A 14,798-nucleotide genomic window follows, 5' to 3' on the forward strand; every position below is an offset into this window, starting at 1 on the left:
ATGGCAGGAATCGGATTTCAACTTAAAAAAATAATAGACAAAGATGGATACTTTGCAAAAACTAGAACCTATTTTATGTCGGCCTTAATCACTGTAGGACCTATGATTATATCTATATTATTGTTTTTATCAATGCAATATATATTAAAAAAGATGGGAGAAACATATTTAAATGTACAATTATTTAGCGCAGTAATAATCTATACATTCTTTATATCATATATATTTTCTAATGGTATAAGTATGTTTATATCAAGGTTTGTTTCTGATTGTATATACAAAAAAGATACAGAAGATGTATTTCCATCACTAATAGGAAGTATAATCTTATATAGTGTTTTTGCTTTGATAGTAACTAACTTATTATTTATAAATTCAAATATAGATATATATATAAAACTTTTTACTATTAGTATTACTTTAGTAATAGGAATAATATGGATAGAGATAGTATATTTATCAGCTATAAAAGATTATTTAAAAATAGTAATGGGATTTATAATCGGAACAGCGATTATAATATTTGGAACTATAATTGGGATAAAGTTTATAAACTTACCTCAAATATATATAGCATTAATCTTTACTTTAACAGGATACGTGTTTATATCAATATTATTTATGGGGTTACTTTATAAAGATTTTGGATATGAAAACTTGAATCTATCAAAATGTATGAGTTTTATACCTAGCTTAGATAAGTACCATGAGTTATTCTTAATAGGATTATTTTTAGCATTAGGAGCATATTGTCATAATCTTATAATATGGTTAACAGATAATGCAACAGTAGTTGAAGATACATTTAGAATAGCATCTTTTTACGACGTACCAAGCTTTTACGCTTTTTTAAGTGTAATACCAGCAGTTGTAATATTTACAGTAAAAGTTGAAACTTTGATATTTCCAAAATATAAAGAGTTTTATAATTTTGTAAAAGATACTGGAAGTATAAATGAAATAAAAAGAGCTAAAAAAGAACTCATTGATTCAGTTGTAATGCACATGACGCACATGATGGAATTACAATTTATAGGAAGTTTTACATTTATAGTATTTGGATTTAAAATACTTCCATATATGGGATTTATGAGTGACTCTATAGAGATATTTGGAATGCTTACACTAGGGGCACTTGCATACATTTGTATGAGTTTCTTAATTATAATGTTACTTTATTTTGATGCAAGACGTGAAAGCTTAAAAATAGCAACAGTATTTTTTATAAGTACTTTAATACTATCATTAATTACAGTATTATTAGGTAAACCATATTATGGATATGGATTCTTCTTTTCAAGTATAATATCTATGATTTACGCTTTTAGACAAATAAATAGATTCTTTAAAAGGATAGAATATCATATATTTGCAGATCAACCTATGTTTGATATTCAGAAAAAAGGTATATTTACAAAGATATATTATTTCTTCAATAAATAAAAATAAAAAACTACCTATTTCTAGGTAGTTTTTTATTATATATTATTTAATATTTATATCACAAAGTTTGAAGTAGTTTGGAATTATTTCACAATCATTTGCAAACTTTATACTAGGATTACTAGTAGCAGGATCTATTATACTTATAGCTACACTATAATCACCGCTTGATAAATCATTTGGTAAATTTATAGATGTATTAAAGTTTATATCACCAGGAAGCCAAGTTGTAATGTCTTGGTTTATATTTGTGTTATAAACTATTTTTTTATCTTTACTTATTAAAGCTATATTAACAGGCCATTTGTAATAAAATGGAGCAACACCTTCGTTTTTCATATTAATATCAAGTTCAAGAGTATCTCCTGGATTTAGTGAATCATTAAATTTTACACTATCTATAACATATCTATAACCTACAGTTTTTAAAACTTTATCAAAGTTTTCTTGAAGACGCCCTTTTCTATCAGCGGGACAGTTAGGGCCTATATAAGTTACATGAGTATCTTTTATTTGATTTAAAGTAGTTTCTATATTAGAATCTTTTAAAAATCCCATACCGCCATTTCCATTTGCAAACTCTCCACCAGAAGGAGCTGTTTTCCAAAAGTCGGGCATTGCAGGTTGATTAACTTTAGTTAACCAGTCTGTATATCCATTATTTATCCAAGATATATATTCTTTTGTTGAACGCTTATTACCAAGCATATCATTAAATAGACCCATGTTATTTTCTTTAGCAACTGTAAAAGGTCTTCTCATTAATAACTTTTTACTATCAAAGTATTCTACATAATGAGATGCATAAATGTCAGCTACTTCTTGAGAAGGAAATGGTATGAAAAAGTCATCTGCTTGATAAGTATGCCATTCACCCCAATGACCGATACTTCCTAAAGCTATAAATGCAATATCTGATGAATTATTATATCTTTTAGCAAGAGCTTCTACAGCTTCTTCGTGATACTTGATGAGTGTTTTATTTTCATAATTTGGACTAAACCCACTGCCATAAGAAATATTATACCAAGTTCCATCTTCATTCATTTCTTTATACAGCCAATCTGGTATATACTTTTTATTCTCAGTGTTTGGACGATCCAATACAAGCCTTAATATTATTTTTACGTCTTTGCTTTTCCAATAGTCAAAGTTATATTTTTTTTCGATAAAATCAAAGTCATATATTCCTTTTTGAGGTTCTAGTTCGCTTAAATATATATTAGCGTAAACTAGCTTATGAGGCTGTGTATAGTCTGTGTACATGGCATCTGGAGCCCATCCCATTAAAGGGTTGTTTAATACTATATCACTTTTAGGTGGAGTATACGTAGCTTTTGAGTCAGCTTTACATGCAACTGTAGTAACTGATATAAATAGCAATGACAATGATGCTATAATTGTTTTTAGTTTTGCGTTCATAAAGACCTCCGAAATCTATCTTTTAATTATGTTAAATATAGCATAGTTTTGATTGTAATTATAGTGGTATATTGTAAATTTACTTTGTATAAAATAATAAAGATAGTCACTAACACGTTAATGACTATCTTTATTATTTTATATGTTAATTCTTTTCTTTTCTTCTTTTTGTAAGCTCTGCAACTGCTGTAAATAATACGTCAGTTGATGAATTAAGAGCAGTTTCACAAGAATCTTGTATAACTCCTACTATAAAACCAACTCCTACAACTTGCATTGCAATATCATTTGGAATACCAAATAAACTACAAGCTAGAGGAACTAATAAAAGTGAACCACCTGCTACACCAGAAGCGCCACATGCACTTACAGCAGATAATAAACTAAGAAGTAGAGCCATTCCGATATCTACTTGAATTCCAAGGGTATGAACTGCTGATAATGTAAGTATAGATATTGTAATAGCTGCTCCTGCCATATTTATAGTAGCACCTAGAGGGATAGATACAGAGTAAGTATCTTTATCTAATCCTAACTCTTCACACAATTCCATGTTTACAGGTATATTAGCAGCAGAACTACGAGTGAAAAAAGCTGTTATACCACTAGATTTTAAACACTTAAATACAAGCGGATATGGATTTTTACGAATACCTAAAAATACTATAATTGGATTTACAACAAGAGCTATAAATGCCATACATCCAACTAATAATAATATCAATTGACCATAGCTAAGTAATGATTCAAGTCCTTGAGTTGCAATACTATTAAATACAAGCCCCATAATTCCTAGTGGTGCAAAATTTATTACCCATTTTACTACTTGTGAAAGTGAATCTGAAGCATTAAGAATTAGTGTTTTCGTAGACTCAGCTGCGTTTTTAAGTGCGAATCCAAGTATTATTGCCCAAGATAAAATACCTATATAGTTTGCATTTAAAAGTGCTGAAACAGGATTGTCAACAATATTCATAAGAAGTGATTTTAAAACTTCTACAATACCACCTGGAGGAGCTACATTTTCAGCACCTGCACCAAGTGTTAGAGTAACTTTAAATATAAAACTTGCTATAACTGCAACTAATCCAGCTAAAAAAGTTCCTAAAAGATAAAGCAGTATTATGGATTTCATATTGGTTTGTTTTCCGCTTTTATGCTGAGATATTGCAGACATTACTAAGAAAAATACAAGTATTGGTGCCACAGCTTTTAAAGCTCCAACAAATAATGACCCCAAAATCGTAATTGGACTAGCTATATCTGGTATTGTTAAAGCTAATATGATACCAATTATAAGACCTATTAATATTCTTTTTACCAAACTAAGCTGATTCCATTTGTTAAAAATTTTTTTCATATAACACCCCCAAAAGTTATTACATAAATAGAAAAATTTAGTACAAGTATTGAATCTACTAAAGTTTAACTATGATATATAATATTAAAAAAATATATTTTCTATGTTTGTCCGTACGATAAAAATATATTTTTAAATCACAAAGAGACTGCCTTAAATCTGACAGTCTTTTTTTATAATCATTACAGTTTAAAAAATATTAATTTAATCTTCTAACACTACTAATAATCCTATTCTTAAAGCTTTTAATATACTATCGATAACTTCTTTAGATGCAGGTAATCCATTAAAGGTAAGTTCATCTTTATCAAGTAATTGTCGAGTATTTTTTAATATATTTTCAACTGAATTTAAATCTTCCTCATAATGAGGGTATTCAAAATTTGTTAAACCTAGCAAATAATCTGTAGAAACGTTTAATGAAGTAGCTAATCTAGCTAAAATTGTAGCCTTGGGCTCTCGTTGGCCACTTTCGTAACGAGATAAAGCAGAAACTGTTATACCCGCTTTTTCGCAAAGCTCTCTTTGATTCAACCCTAATTGAATTCTTGAATTATGAATTCTTTCTCCAATTGTATCCACATACATCACCCCATATTATAAGTATAAGACAAATTTACCCAAAATTAAACTTAAAATAACATTATTAAGTTAGGTATATACAAATGGAAAGCACACTTGACATTGAATTTGAATATGATACCATTATATGTAAAGTTAACTTTCCGTAAAAGATAAAAGGAGTATATAGGTAATGAAAAATAGACTGGAAGAAATCAGAAAAGAAAAAAATATAACTCAAGAAGAGTTGGCAAGTGTTTTAAGTGTTTCAAGACAAACGATAAGCTCTCTAGAAAAAGGAAGATATAACCCATCTATTATACTTGCTTTTAAAATTTCTAGATACTTTGACATGTCCATTGAAGATATATTTATATATGAGGAGGAGTAAAATGAGAAATAATATTTTGTACACAGGTATAGGGTGCTTAGTAGTAGGAGCTATATATGTTTTATTAGGAATGTTTAAACAAAATTCTCCATATATATGTGGATTTGGAGGAGGATTTATAGGTTCTGGAATTATGATGATTAAAAATTATTTACATTGGTCTAAACCAGAAAACAAAGAGGCTTGTGAATTAAAGTTAAAAAAAGAATCTATAGATAGAAATGATGAAAGAAAGGTAATGCTAAGAGATAAATCAGGAAGAATTACTTATATAATTACGTTAGTTCTATTACTTATTATAAATATAATATTTAGTATAATGAATGTGGACTTATTTGTTTTAAAGACATTAGGATTATTATGGATTTCTATGTATATATGCGGAATTGTTGTTTTTAAAATCTTAAGTAATAAGTTTTAATATTTAATAAATATAAAAATAGGGGAGAAGATTATGAAACAAAAAATTAGAACATCATATAACGAAAAGATTTTTGAAAAATTAAAAATAGATTGTGAAAAGTGTTTTGGAATTTGCTGTGTTGCTTTATATTTTTCAAAAACAGAAGGATTTCCCAATGATAAAGTAGCAGGAAAGCCATGCATAAATTTACAAGAAGATTTTGGATGTAAAGTACATGCAAGTCTTAAAGATAAGGGATTAAAAGGATGTATGACATATGATTGTTTTGGAGCAGGTCAAAAAGTAGCACAACTAACATTTAAAGGTGAAGATTGGAGAAAGTCTAAAGAACAAGCAAATAAAATATTTGATGTATTTTTAGTAATGAGACAACTTCATGAAATGTTATGGTATTTATATGATGCAAAAACATTTATATGTAGCGATAACATAAAAGAAGAAATAGATTTTATGATTAAGGAAACTAATAAGCTTACAAATCTTGATACTAAGTCAATAATAAATATTGATATTGAAAATCATAGAATTAAAGTTAATTCAACTTTAAAAAAAGTAATTGAAGTTGTTAAAAATAATGTTTCTCATGATAAAAAAATTAACTCAAAGAATAAGAAAAATTTAAAAATAGGTTATGATTTTATAGGTGCTGATTTAAAAAATACAAATTTAATTGGAGCTAATTTTGCAGGTGTATTTCTTATAGCAGCAGATATGAGAAATACAAATCTAAAAGGAGCGAACTTAATAGGAGCAGATTTAAGAGATGCAGATATTAGAGGAGCGAATCTTGAAGAAGCTATGTTTATTACACAGACTCAAATTAATAGTGCAAAAGGAGACTCTAAAACAAAATTACCAAATAGCATAGATAGACCAGAGTATTGGGAAAAGGGCTAAAAATAGCCCTTTTTTAATTAATCATATTTTTTATATATATCGCAAATCCTATTGTAGGATCATTTACAGTTGAATGAGAAATTGCTCCTATTAATTGGTTATTCTGTATTATGGGAGTACCGCTCATTCCTTGTATAATGCCACCATTTTCTTTTAAAAACTCTTTATCTATAATCTTTATCATCATAGATTTATCTTTATTTTTAGATTTTTTATTTATTTTAACTATTTCAGCTTCTATATAATCAAATTCATTATTTTTATTTTTTACAACTAAATAAGCTTTAGCTTTTTTTATATCTTCAAACTCTCCTATTGTACATTTTTTACGGCCATTATTAATATAATTTGAATTAATTATGTTACCTCTAATTCCAAAATTATTGCAATTCTTTAAAATACCTACTTTCGTATTTTTATCATAGTTTTTAATTTTACCTGTTTTAGAGCGTGTAGAGAATATCTCTCCACTTTTTACTATACAATAAGGATTTTTAGGAGTTACTGTATGAGCTAGTGCACCAAAGGTACTGTCATCTTTTATATAGGTTAATGTTCCTACACTTTCCATCTGATCAGAGTATTTTAATCCAGCTAGTTCAAATTTACTAGAGTGTATTGTTAGCTCTTTTCCCTGTCTATTTACTTTAACTAATACGGTATCGTTATCAGTTAAATAGTGTGTATAAACTAACAGCATGTATGATTTAATTATTTTTTTATAGGGTTCATAGTTTTTAGATATTTTAAGTATTATATCACCTTGTTTAAAACTTTTTGTATGCTTTGGGGTCTCGTAAATTATAGGAGTATCAAAAGCTACATGTATATCTATCATATCGCCACCTAGGTATACTGATTCATTGTGTGAGTATGTAGTGTTTAAAGGTAGTAAAAATAATATCAAGGAAATTATGAGCGTTTTAACATATAATTTTAATTGCTTAGTCATTATGCATCTCCTCTATAATATATTAAAGATTTATATAATATAGTTTATGTTTTTAATTGATAATTATTAGATATGTAAATAGGTATTTATTTGAAGAAATGTTTTTTGAATTATTTTAAGGGTAGTTTTTAGATAAATATCTAAAAACTACCCAATTTTTACAATCTAATATTAGTTTTTTTTAACTTTACAAATTTTTTCTTTATATGTATTTCTTTAGCAAATCTATGGCCAACCTCTAAAGCTTGAAGCATACCAAGTAGAGATTCATCACAAGCTTGATCCCCGTCAATAAATATAGTTTTAGAGTCTAACAGCCTATCTTTTAATAAGTTTATTAACTTATCTAACTCTATATCGTTATATACATTATTTGCATTTCTTACATGACTATTACATAGTAAATAATCTACGGAAACATTAAAATAATGTGCAATTTTTACTAGCATTTCTTTATCTGGAAATCTATCATTAGTTTCATATTTAGATAAAGATGAATACGTTATACCAAACTCATCAGCTAGTTCATATCTGTTTAAATTTAACTCTTCCCTTAGTTGTTTAACTCTAGTTCCAAAATCCATAAAACCACCCTTTCGGTATAATAATAGCACAAATTGTATCAATATGGAGAATTTATTTGAAAAATTACTATTAAATTGTATAAATAACTTTATTTGAGTAAAATTAATGTATTTATTCTAGTGATTACTACGTCTATCGATATTTATGATTTGAAGAGTATTTTAAACATTTAGGTAATGAAATTTATTATTTATAATCTTGCAGTATATCCATCTGGAAATTTCATAAAATATACCTCCGGAAATATGCTATTAGTAATAAATATTAAGATGTACAAGCTTTTAGAACAGCTTGAATTGTTAAAAAATAAATATTCAGAAAAATGAAGGGCATAAAAAATTAATGTAGAAAATAGTATTTATAGATAAGCTAAATTTCAAGGGGGGATAATTGTGTTTAAAGTTGATTTAAATTGTGATATGGGAGAGAGTTTTGGAAGCTATAAAATTGGTATGGATGAAGAAATATTAAAATACATAACTTCAGCTAATATTGCTTGTGGATGGCATGCAGGGGATGCTATGTGTATGAGTAAAACTGTGGAAAGCGCAGTGAAAAATAATGTTGAGATAGGTGCGCATCCTGGGTTTATGGATATTGAAGGATTTGGAAGACGAGAGATGGTTGTTAGCAAAGAAGAAGCTAAGGCTTATGTTAAGTATCAACTTGGAGCATTAATAGCATTTGCAAACTCTAATAATATAAAAATTCAACATGTGAAAGCACATGGAGCCCTTTATAATATGGCGGCTAAAAATAAAGATTTAGCAATTGCAATTGCACAAGCTATTTATGAAGTTGATAAAGATATAATACTTTTAGGACTAGCAAATAGCGAGATGATAAATGCAGGGAAAGAAGTAGGGATAAAGATAGCAAGTGAAGTTTTTGCAGATAGAGCATATAATCCAGATGGAACTTTGGTTTCAAGAAAATTAAAAGGATCAGTAATTCATGATACAGACCTTGCTATAAAAAGAGTTGTTAGAATGGTTAAGGAAGGAAAAGTTGAAGCTATAAATGGAGAAGATATAGATATAAAAGTAGATTCCATTTGTGTTCATGGAGATAATCCTAAAGCTTTAGAATTTGTAGATAAGATAAAACAAACACTTATAGATGAAAATATAGAAATAGTTCCTATAAAAGAAGTTATAAGTGGAGGTGATATATAATGAGCTCAAAACAAGATATTAAAAAAGGTAAAAATAGTAAAAATATGACTGCACTTTTAGGGGCAGCATTCATAATGGCTACTTCTGCAATTGGACCAGGTTTTTTAACTCAAACTGCTACCTTTACAGAAACTTACAAAGCTAATTTTGGGTTTGTTGTACTTATGACAACTATATTATTTATAGGAGCGCAACTTAATGTATGGAGAGTAATAGGAGTATCGGGACTTAGAGGACAAGATATTGCCAATAAGATATTACCAGGTCTTGGATACTTTATAGCGATTTTAGTAGGACTTGGAGGTCTTGCTTTTAATATAGGGAACGTTGGTGGAGCAGCATTAGGACTTAATGTAATGTTTAATATAGATGTTACATTTGCTACAGTTGTTTGTGGAATATTAGGGATAGTTATATTCTTATTTAAAGATTCAGGCCCTATAATAGATAAATTTACTAGAATACTTGCCATAGTAGTTATAGTAATAGTAGGTTATGTTGCAGTTATAAATAAACCTCCAGTAGGAGATGCAATATATAGAACTTTTGTACCAGAAAATCCAACATCTTTATTTTTCCCAATAATAACTCTTTTAGGAGGTTCTGTTGGAGGATATATAACTTTTGCAGGTGGTCATAGATTAATAGATGCAAACATAGTTGGAGAAGAAAATTTAAAAGATATAACAAAATCATCACTTTTAGGTATATCAGTAGCTACTGCTGTAAGAATACTTTTATTCCTAGCAATACTTGCGGTAGTTTATCAAGGAGTAGAACTAGACCCTTCTAATCCTGCTGCATCAGCTTTTAAATATGGAGCAGGAGAACTTGGATATAAATTCTTTGGACTTGTATTATGGTCTGCTGCAATAACTTCTGTTGTTGGAGCTGCTTACACATCAGTATCTTTCTTAAAAACTCTACATCCGTTTATTCAAAAACATGAAAAAAGTTTCATAATAGGATTCATTGCTACTTCAACTTTGATAATGGCTTTAATAGGAAAACCTGCAACTCTTTTAGTTTTAGCTGGGTCTTTAAATGGACTTATATTACCTATAACATTAGGCGTTATACTAATTGCATCTAAGAAAAAAGAAATAGTTGGAGAATATAAACATCCGAAGTGGTTATTTATATTTGGAATAATTGTAGTGGCTATAACGGCTATAGGTGGAATTATATCTTTACAAGATATAGCTAAACTATTTGGATAAGGGGGAGTATTTATGAATACTAGATATTTACTAGCAGGGGATAAGTCTATTGTTGTTGAGTTTGGAAACTTAATATCTGAAGAGATTAATAAAAAAGTGGTTTCACTTATGGAAGCTATTGAAAATTCAGATATAAATGATTTTATAGATGAGATGACACCAACTTATAGATCACTTATGATAAATTATAATCCTTTAAAAATTGATTTTGATAGTCTTTTGAAAGAAGTTAAGTTATTAGAAAAGAATATTAAATCAAGTGGGACTATTAAGAAAAACATAATAGAAATACCTGTTTTATATGGTGGAGAATATGGACCAGATATAGAAAATGTTGCAAAGCACAACAATTTAAGTATTGAAGAAGTTATAAAAATTCATAGTGAAAAAGAGTACTTAATATATATGTTAGGATTTACTCCTGGATTTCCATATTTGGGAGGAATGGATGAAAGAATAGAAACTCCTAGGCTTAAAGTTCCAAGAACTAAGATACCAGGAGGTTCTGTTGGTATCGCATCGAAACAAACTGGTGTATATCCAATAGATAGTCCTGGGGGATGGCAACTTATAGGAAGAACACCTCTTAAACTTTATAACCCAGATAAAGAAAGTCCTATTTTATTAAAAGTGGGTAATTATATAAAGTTTATTCCTATAACAAAAGGTGAGTTTGATAAGTTATCAGCTGAAAATGGAGGTGATAATTAATGGGTTTTAAGGTTGAGAATAAAGGTCTTTTAACTTTGATACAAGGCGGTAAGAGAGTTGGATATCAACAATATGGAGTTCCTGTGTCTGGTGCTATGGATGAGTTTTCACATAGGTTAGGTAATATTTTAGTTGGAAATAAGGAAGATGAAGCTAGTCTTGAGATACTTATGATTGGTCCTGTTTTAGTATTTGATAAAGATACTAAGATTGCTGTTACTGGAGCGAATTTAAACCCTAAGATTAATAATACAGATATAAGGATGTATAAAAGCTATATTGTTAACAAGGGTGATGTTTTGTCTTTTGGAAGCTGCGAAAGTGGATGTAGGGCTTATGTAGCTTTTGAAGGAGGTATTGATGTTAAGCCTGTTATGGGAAGTAAGTCTACTTATACTAAGGCTAGTATGGGTGGATATGAAGGTAGAGGTTTGAAGGAAAATGATTATGTTAAGTTATTTGATTTAAAAGATAAGAGTATAAGTACTATTGATGATAAATATATTAAGTGTTTTGATAGTGAGGTTGTTTTAAGAGTTATAAAAGGGCCTCAAGATGATATGTTTTTAGAGGGTGAGTTTGATAAGTTTTTAAGTAGTGAGTATGTTGTTAGTAATGAGTGCGATAGAATGGGGTATAGGCTAGAAGGTGAGTGTATAAAACATAATAATGGTGCTGATATTGTTTCTGATGGAATTGCTTTTGGAGCAGTTCAGATTCCTGGGCATGGGAAACCTATTGTTATGATGAGTGATAGACAGACTGTTGGTGGGTATACAAAGCTTTGTAATGTTATTAGTGTTGATTTGTGCAAGCTTTCTCAGTTAAAGCCTGGTGATAAGATTAGGTTTGAGGAAGTTGATATTTATAAGGCTCATGAGATTTTAAGGGAGTTTGAAGATTATATAGTTAAGATTAAAGAAAGTATTAAGGTACAGGAAGTATTGAGAAATAGGAGTATTGTTTTGAGTATTGATGGGGTTATTTTTAATACTTTTGTTGAGGAGGTTAAGTGATTTTGGAATTCTAGTTTTAGAGTTCTTTTTTTGCTTTCCAATAGGGGCTTCGGCGGTAGTTTGGGGATATATATCATATTCCTTCACTGTAAAGCTAAAGAGCAGGATTTAACGTTACGTCATATTGGTATATATCCCCAAAACTACCTCCTTAGACTTTAAAAAATTTAGGTAGTACTAAATTAAAAAGTTACATAATTATATTATTTATTAGCGGAATTTAATTAAATTTTGTAGTAGTTGATTAATATATATGATACTTACATTATTTTTAAATTTTACTAAAATACTAGAACTTTAAAAGTATATAATGTATGAATTGGAAGTGATGATTTGAATAGAGAAAAATTTTCAATCTTATAAATAACTTATTTTTATGAAATTTTATTATCTATATATAAACAGATAAATAATATATTTACTTAATAAGCTTTATTAACTATAATAGTAACTATGGAAATATAACGAAAGGTGTCAAACTAATGAGCAAAAGTAGAGAAAGAAAGTTAAATGAACTTACATTTGAAATAATTCAACAATGTCCTAATAATTGTATATATTGTTCATCTAATGCAAACATGGAGTGTGTTGGGAATAAAGTTGATTATAATACATTTAAAAATGTAATAGATGACGCTAAAGAATTAGGTTTAAAACAATTATGCATATCTGGAGGAGAACCATTTTTACATGAAGATTTAATAGAAATGGTTACATATACTAAAAGTAAAGATATAAATGTATCAGTTTATACAAGTGGGATACAGATTAAAGAGAAACAATATAAAAGCTTAAATAAAGATATGCTGACTAGATTAAAGCAGATAGGTGTAGACAAATTAATATTTAATCTACAATCTTTAGAAGAGAATATATACGATCAAATAATGAGTACAAGAGGCAACTTGAGCATATTAAAAGAAAGTATAAAAAATTGTGTAGATAGTAAAATATACACAGAAATACATTATGTTCCAATGAAAATAAATATTGATCAAATTGATGATATAATACTGTATTGCAATGATATTGGAGTAAATAAAATAAGTTTATTAAAACTTGTTTTGCAAGGAAGAGCATTGGAAAATAAAGAAATTTTACATGTTACAGATGAGTATTTAGATGCCTTTAGAAAAAAAATAATAGAGTATAAAAAAAATGACAAGATAAATGTGGATATTAGATTAGGAACTCCTTTGAGCGGAATAAAGAGAACAAAAAGTTGCAGTGCAGGATGGGAAAAATTAGTGATAAGATATAATGGGGATGTATTGCCTTGTGAGACATTTAAGTATGTGAATTATATATTAGAAAATAATAAGAATATAATTCCAGATAATATATATGAAAAGTCTATACTATTTATATATAATAATTCAGAGCTATTAAATTATTTAAGAAAGAAAATTCATGAAATAAGTGAGGAAGGCAGTTGTGGGTCATGTCCAGTTATAGGGAAATTTATTAATGTAAGGGGAGTATAATTAGTGTCAAATATAACAATAAAATTAACTGATGAGCAAGAAAAAAAGATATTAGAAGATATAAAAAAAGAAGATAATAAACAAATTAGCAAAATAAATTTTAAAGATAGATTTATTTATTTCACAATAGCAATGCTATTTTTAGTACCAGGGGTATCATTTTTTATATTTAAAAAGTGGGAATATACTACTCAGTATGTAGTAATGACCATAGCTATAAGTATAATAATTATAGTTTTTATATTGATAAGAGAGTTACATTCAATATATGAATGCTTATCTGATGGAGATAACAATATAAAATATGATATAACAATAATTAATATGTATGTTAAAGTTATAAAAAACTTAGTAATAATATTAGGTATTATATCGGTATTATTAAGTATTACATTATACATACCAATGATAAAAGATATTTTTAGGAGTTAATATATGGGAATAAAAAGATGTTTCAATGATACAAAAGAGTATTTTAAAGGAATAGAACAAGACGAATTAGAAAAAAAATTTCAAGGGTGGTCATATGATCTTACACTAGGTCCAGATTCATATATAACATCAGATGAATACCCTAAAAGGTTATCTGATACCGACCCATATCTTATAATTAAGCCTGGGGATTTTGCATTACTAATAACCGATGAATCATTGAATTTAGACAATGATACAATGGCATTTATATCAGTTAAGTTTACATATAAAAAACAAGGATTAATAAATATATCTGGATTTCATGTAGATCCTGGATATAAAAATAAAATTATATTTTCTGTTTATAATGCAGGACCATCAGATATTATATTAAAATATAAGGAACCTGTATTTATGATATTCTTTCAAGAATTAGAAAGTGAATGCAAAGCTTGTAATGATAATAGCAGAATATATAATATTGACAAATGTGAAGAATCAGAAAAAATAAAAAAACAGTGTAAAAAAGGGACTAGAAATGGAATAGAAGGATATAAAGATGTACCAGTTAGTCTTATATCGGAGATTAAAGGACAAAGTGTTACATTGGCAGATAATCATAGAAAAATAGAAGATTTAGAAAGACAATTAAAAGTTTACAGTAATGTATTTATAGGGATAATGATTCCAATAATAATTCTATTAATTACGCTTATAGCTGGTGAATAAAAAATAAAAGCAAA

16 protein-coding genes are annotated in these 14,798 nt (G+C 28.0%); 11 read left to right on the forward strand and 5 right to left on the reverse strand.

The genetic code is table 11. The annotated features are described in order from the left end of the window. Positions 1-1,443, forward strand: coding sequence for an exopolysaccharide Pel transporter PelG (pelG, locus tag ACEXNK_RS09360; protein ID WP_373600725.1), 1,443 nt, complete (start codon positions 1-3; stop codon positions 1,441-1,443). Between the two features lie 42 nt (positions 1,444-1,485). On the opposite strand, the gene ACEXNK_RS09365 is transcribed toward pelG, so the two are convergent. The 3 genes from ACEXNK_RS09365 to ACEXNK_RS09375 form a co-directional block, all read right to left on the reverse strand. Further along, positions 1,486-2,865 carry a DUF4832 domain-containing protein gene (locus tag ACEXNK_RS09365; RefSeq protein ID WP_373600724.1) on the reverse strand — a complete coding sequence of 460 codons (1,380 nt, stop codon included), beginning with the start codon at positions 2,863-2,865 and terminating at the stop codon, positions 1,486-1,488. A 145-nt stretch (positions 2,866-3,010) separates the two neighbouring features. After that, positions 3,011-4,225 (reverse strand): serine/threonine transporter SstT, encoded by a 1,215-nt coding sequence (sstT, locus tag ACEXNK_RS09370; protein WP_373600723.1) that lies wholly within the window; start codon positions 4,223-4,225, stop codon positions 3,011-3,013. A 204-nt stretch (positions 4,226-4,429) separates the two neighbouring features. Beyond that, the gene (locus ACEXNK_RS09375; protein ID WP_373601588.1) at positions 4,430-4,813 is read right to left on the reverse strand and encodes a helix-turn-helix domain-containing protein; all 384 of its coding nucleotides are present in this window, start codon (positions 4,811-4,813) and stop codon (positions 4,430-4,432) included. Positions 4,814-4,979: 166 nt separating this feature from the next. Between ACEXNK_RS09375 and ACEXNK_RS09380 the strand changes: the two genes are divergently transcribed. The 3 genes from ACEXNK_RS09380 to ACEXNK_RS09390 are packed head-to-tail and all read left to right on the forward strand — an operon-like array spanning position 4,980 to position 6,498. Continuing rightward, positions 4,980-5,177, forward strand: coding sequence for a helix-turn-helix transcriptional regulator (locus tag ACEXNK_RS09380; protein WP_373600721.1), 198 nt, complete (start codon positions 4,980-4,982; stop codon positions 5,175-5,177). A gap of 1 nt (position 5,178) precedes the next feature. Beyond that, on the forward strand, positions 5,179-5,598 hold the full coding sequence (locus ACEXNK_RS09385) for a hypothetical protein (RefSeq protein WP_373600720.1): 420 nt from the start codon (positions 5,179-5,181) through the stop codon (positions 5,596-5,598). A 33-nt stretch (positions 5,599-5,631) separates the two neighbouring features. Next, positions 5,632-6,498, forward strand: a complete 867-nt coding sequence (locus ACEXNK_RS09390; RefSeq protein ID WP_373600719.1) for a pentapeptide repeat-containing protein — start codon at positions 5,632-5,634, stop codon at positions 6,496-6,498. Positions 6,499-6,511: 13 nt separating this feature from the next. Here ACEXNK_RS09390 and ACEXNK_RS09395 read toward each other — a convergent pair whose 3' ends face one another. Together ACEXNK_RS09395 and ACEXNK_RS09400 are read right to left on the reverse strand one after the other, a co-directional pair. Next, entirely contained in the window at positions 6,512-7,450 is a 939-nt protein-coding gene (locus tag ACEXNK_RS09395) for a SpoIVB peptidase S55 domain-containing protein (RefSeq protein WP_373600718.1), read from the reverse strand. Positions 7,451-7,608: 158 nt separating this feature from the next. Next, positions 7,609-8,034 carry a helix-turn-helix domain-containing protein gene (locus ACEXNK_RS09400; protein ID WP_373600717.1) on the reverse strand — a complete coding sequence of 142 codons (426 nt, stop codon included), beginning with the start codon at positions 8,032-8,034 and terminating at the stop codon, positions 7,609-7,611. A 393-nt stretch (positions 8,035-8,427) separates the two neighbouring features. Between ACEXNK_RS09400 and ACEXNK_RS09405 the strand changes: the two genes are divergently transcribed. The 7 genes from ACEXNK_RS09405 to ACEXNK_RS09435 all read left to right on the forward strand — a co-directional run bounded on the left by ACEXNK_RS09405 (position 8,428) and on the right by ACEXNK_RS09435 (position 14,784). Beyond that, positions 8,428-9,210: a LamB/YcsF family protein gene (locus ACEXNK_RS09405; RefSeq protein WP_373600716.1), complete on the forward strand. Its 783-nt coding sequence runs from the start codon at positions 8,428-8,430 to the stop codon at positions 9,208-9,210. Further along, positions 9,210-10,430: an NRAMP family divalent metal transporter gene (locus tag ACEXNK_RS09410; protein ID WP_373600715.1), complete on the forward strand. Its 1,221-nt coding sequence runs from the start codon at positions 9,210-9,212 to the stop codon at positions 10,428-10,430. Before ACEXNK_RS09405 ends, ACEXNK_RS09410 begins: the two co-directional genes overlap by 1 nt. 12 nt (positions 10,431-10,442) lie before the next feature. Continuing rightward, the gene (pxpB, locus tag ACEXNK_RS09415; RefSeq protein ID WP_373600714.1) at positions 10,443-11,141 is read left to right on the forward strand and encodes a 5-oxoprolinase subunit PxpB; all 699 of its coding nucleotides are present in this window, start codon (positions 10,443-10,445) and stop codon (positions 11,139-11,141) included. Continuing rightward, positions 11,141-12,157 carry a 5-oxoprolinase subunit C family protein gene (locus tag ACEXNK_RS09420; RefSeq protein ID WP_373600713.1) on the forward strand — a complete coding sequence of 339 codons (1,017 nt, stop codon included), beginning with the start codon at positions 11,141-11,143 and terminating at the stop codon, positions 12,155-12,157. The genes pxpB and ACEXNK_RS09420 overlap by 1 nt, the downstream gene beginning before the upstream one ends. A 482-nt stretch (positions 12,158-12,639) precedes the next feature. Further along, a complete protein-coding gene (locus ACEXNK_RS09425) occupies positions 12,640-13,641 on the forward strand; it encodes a radical SAM protein (RefSeq protein WP_373600712.1) in 1,002 nt (333 codons plus the stop codon). A gap of 3 nt (positions 13,642-13,644) precedes the next feature. Next, entirely contained in the window at positions 13,645-14,073 is a 429-nt protein-coding gene (locus ACEXNK_RS09430) for a hypothetical protein (RefSeq protein ID WP_373600711.1), read from the forward strand. Between the two features lie 3 nt (positions 14,074-14,076). Then, positions 14,077-14,784 carry a dCTP deaminase domain-containing protein gene (locus tag ACEXNK_RS09435; protein ID WP_373600710.1) on the forward strand — a complete coding sequence of 236 codons (708 nt, stop codon included), beginning with the start codon at positions 14,077-14,079 and terminating at the stop codon, positions 14,782-14,784. Positions 14,785-14,798: the final 14 nt, after the last annotated feature.

It is taken from the genome of Paraclostridium bifermentans, from assembly GCF_964259345.1.
Lineage (GTDB): Bacteria > Bacillota > Clostridia > Peptostreptococcales > Peptostreptococcaceae > Paraclostridium > Paraclostridium bifermentans_B.

Bases quoted from the DNA above. Each gene is read 5' to 3' on its own strand.
- pelG (WP_373600725.1), top strand. From the start codon at position 1: ATGGCAGGAATCGGATTTCAACTTAAAAAAATAATAGACAAAGATGGA.
- ACEXNK_RS09365 (WP_373600724.1), bottom strand. From the start codon at position 2,865: ATGAACGCAAAACTAAAAACAATTATAGCATCATTGTCATTGCTATTT.
- sstT (WP_373600723.1), bottom strand. From the start codon at position 4,225: ATGAAAAAAATTTTTAACAAATGGAATCAGCTTAGTTTGGTAAAAAGA.
- ACEXNK_RS09375 (WP_373601588.1), bottom strand. From the start codon at position 4,813: ATGTATGTGGATACAATTGGAGAAAGAATTCATAATTCAAGAATTCAA.
- ACEXNK_RS09380 (WP_373600721.1), top strand. From the start codon at position 4,980: ATGAAAAATAGACTGGAAGAAATCAGAAAAGAAAAAAATATAACTCAA.
- ACEXNK_RS09385 (WP_373600720.1), top strand. From the start codon at position 5,179: ATGAGAAATAATATTTTGTACACAGGTATAGGGTGCTTAGTAGTAGGA.
- ACEXNK_RS09390 (WP_373600719.1), top strand. From the start codon at position 5,632: ATGAAACAAAAAATTAGAACATCATATAACGAAAAGATTTTTGAAAAA.
- ACEXNK_RS09395 (WP_373600718.1), bottom strand. From the start codon at position 7,450: ATGACTAAGCAATTAAAATTATATGTTAAAACGCTCATAATTTCCTTG.
- ACEXNK_RS09400 (WP_373600717.1), bottom strand. From the start codon at position 8,034: ATGGATTTTGGAACTAGAGTTAAACAACTAAGGGAAGAGTTAAATTTA.
- ACEXNK_RS09410 (WP_373600715.1), top strand. From the start codon at position 9,210: ATGAGCTCAAAACAAGATATTAAAAAAGGTAAAAATAGTAAAAATATG.
- pxpB (WP_373600714.1), top strand. From the start codon at position 10,443: ATGAATACTAGATATTTACTAGCAGGGGATAAGTCTATTGTTGTTGAG.
- ACEXNK_RS09420 (WP_373600713.1), top strand. From the start codon at position 11,141: ATGGGTTTTAAGGTTGAGAATAAAGGTCTTTTAACTTTGATACAAGGC.
- ACEXNK_RS09425 (WP_373600712.1), top strand. From the start codon at position 12,640: ATGAGCAAAAGTAGAGAAAGAAAGTTAAATGAACTTACATTTGAAATA.
- ACEXNK_RS09435 (WP_373600710.1), top strand. From the start codon at position 14,077: ATGGGAATAAAAAGATGTTTCAATGATACAAAAGAGTATTTTAAAGGA.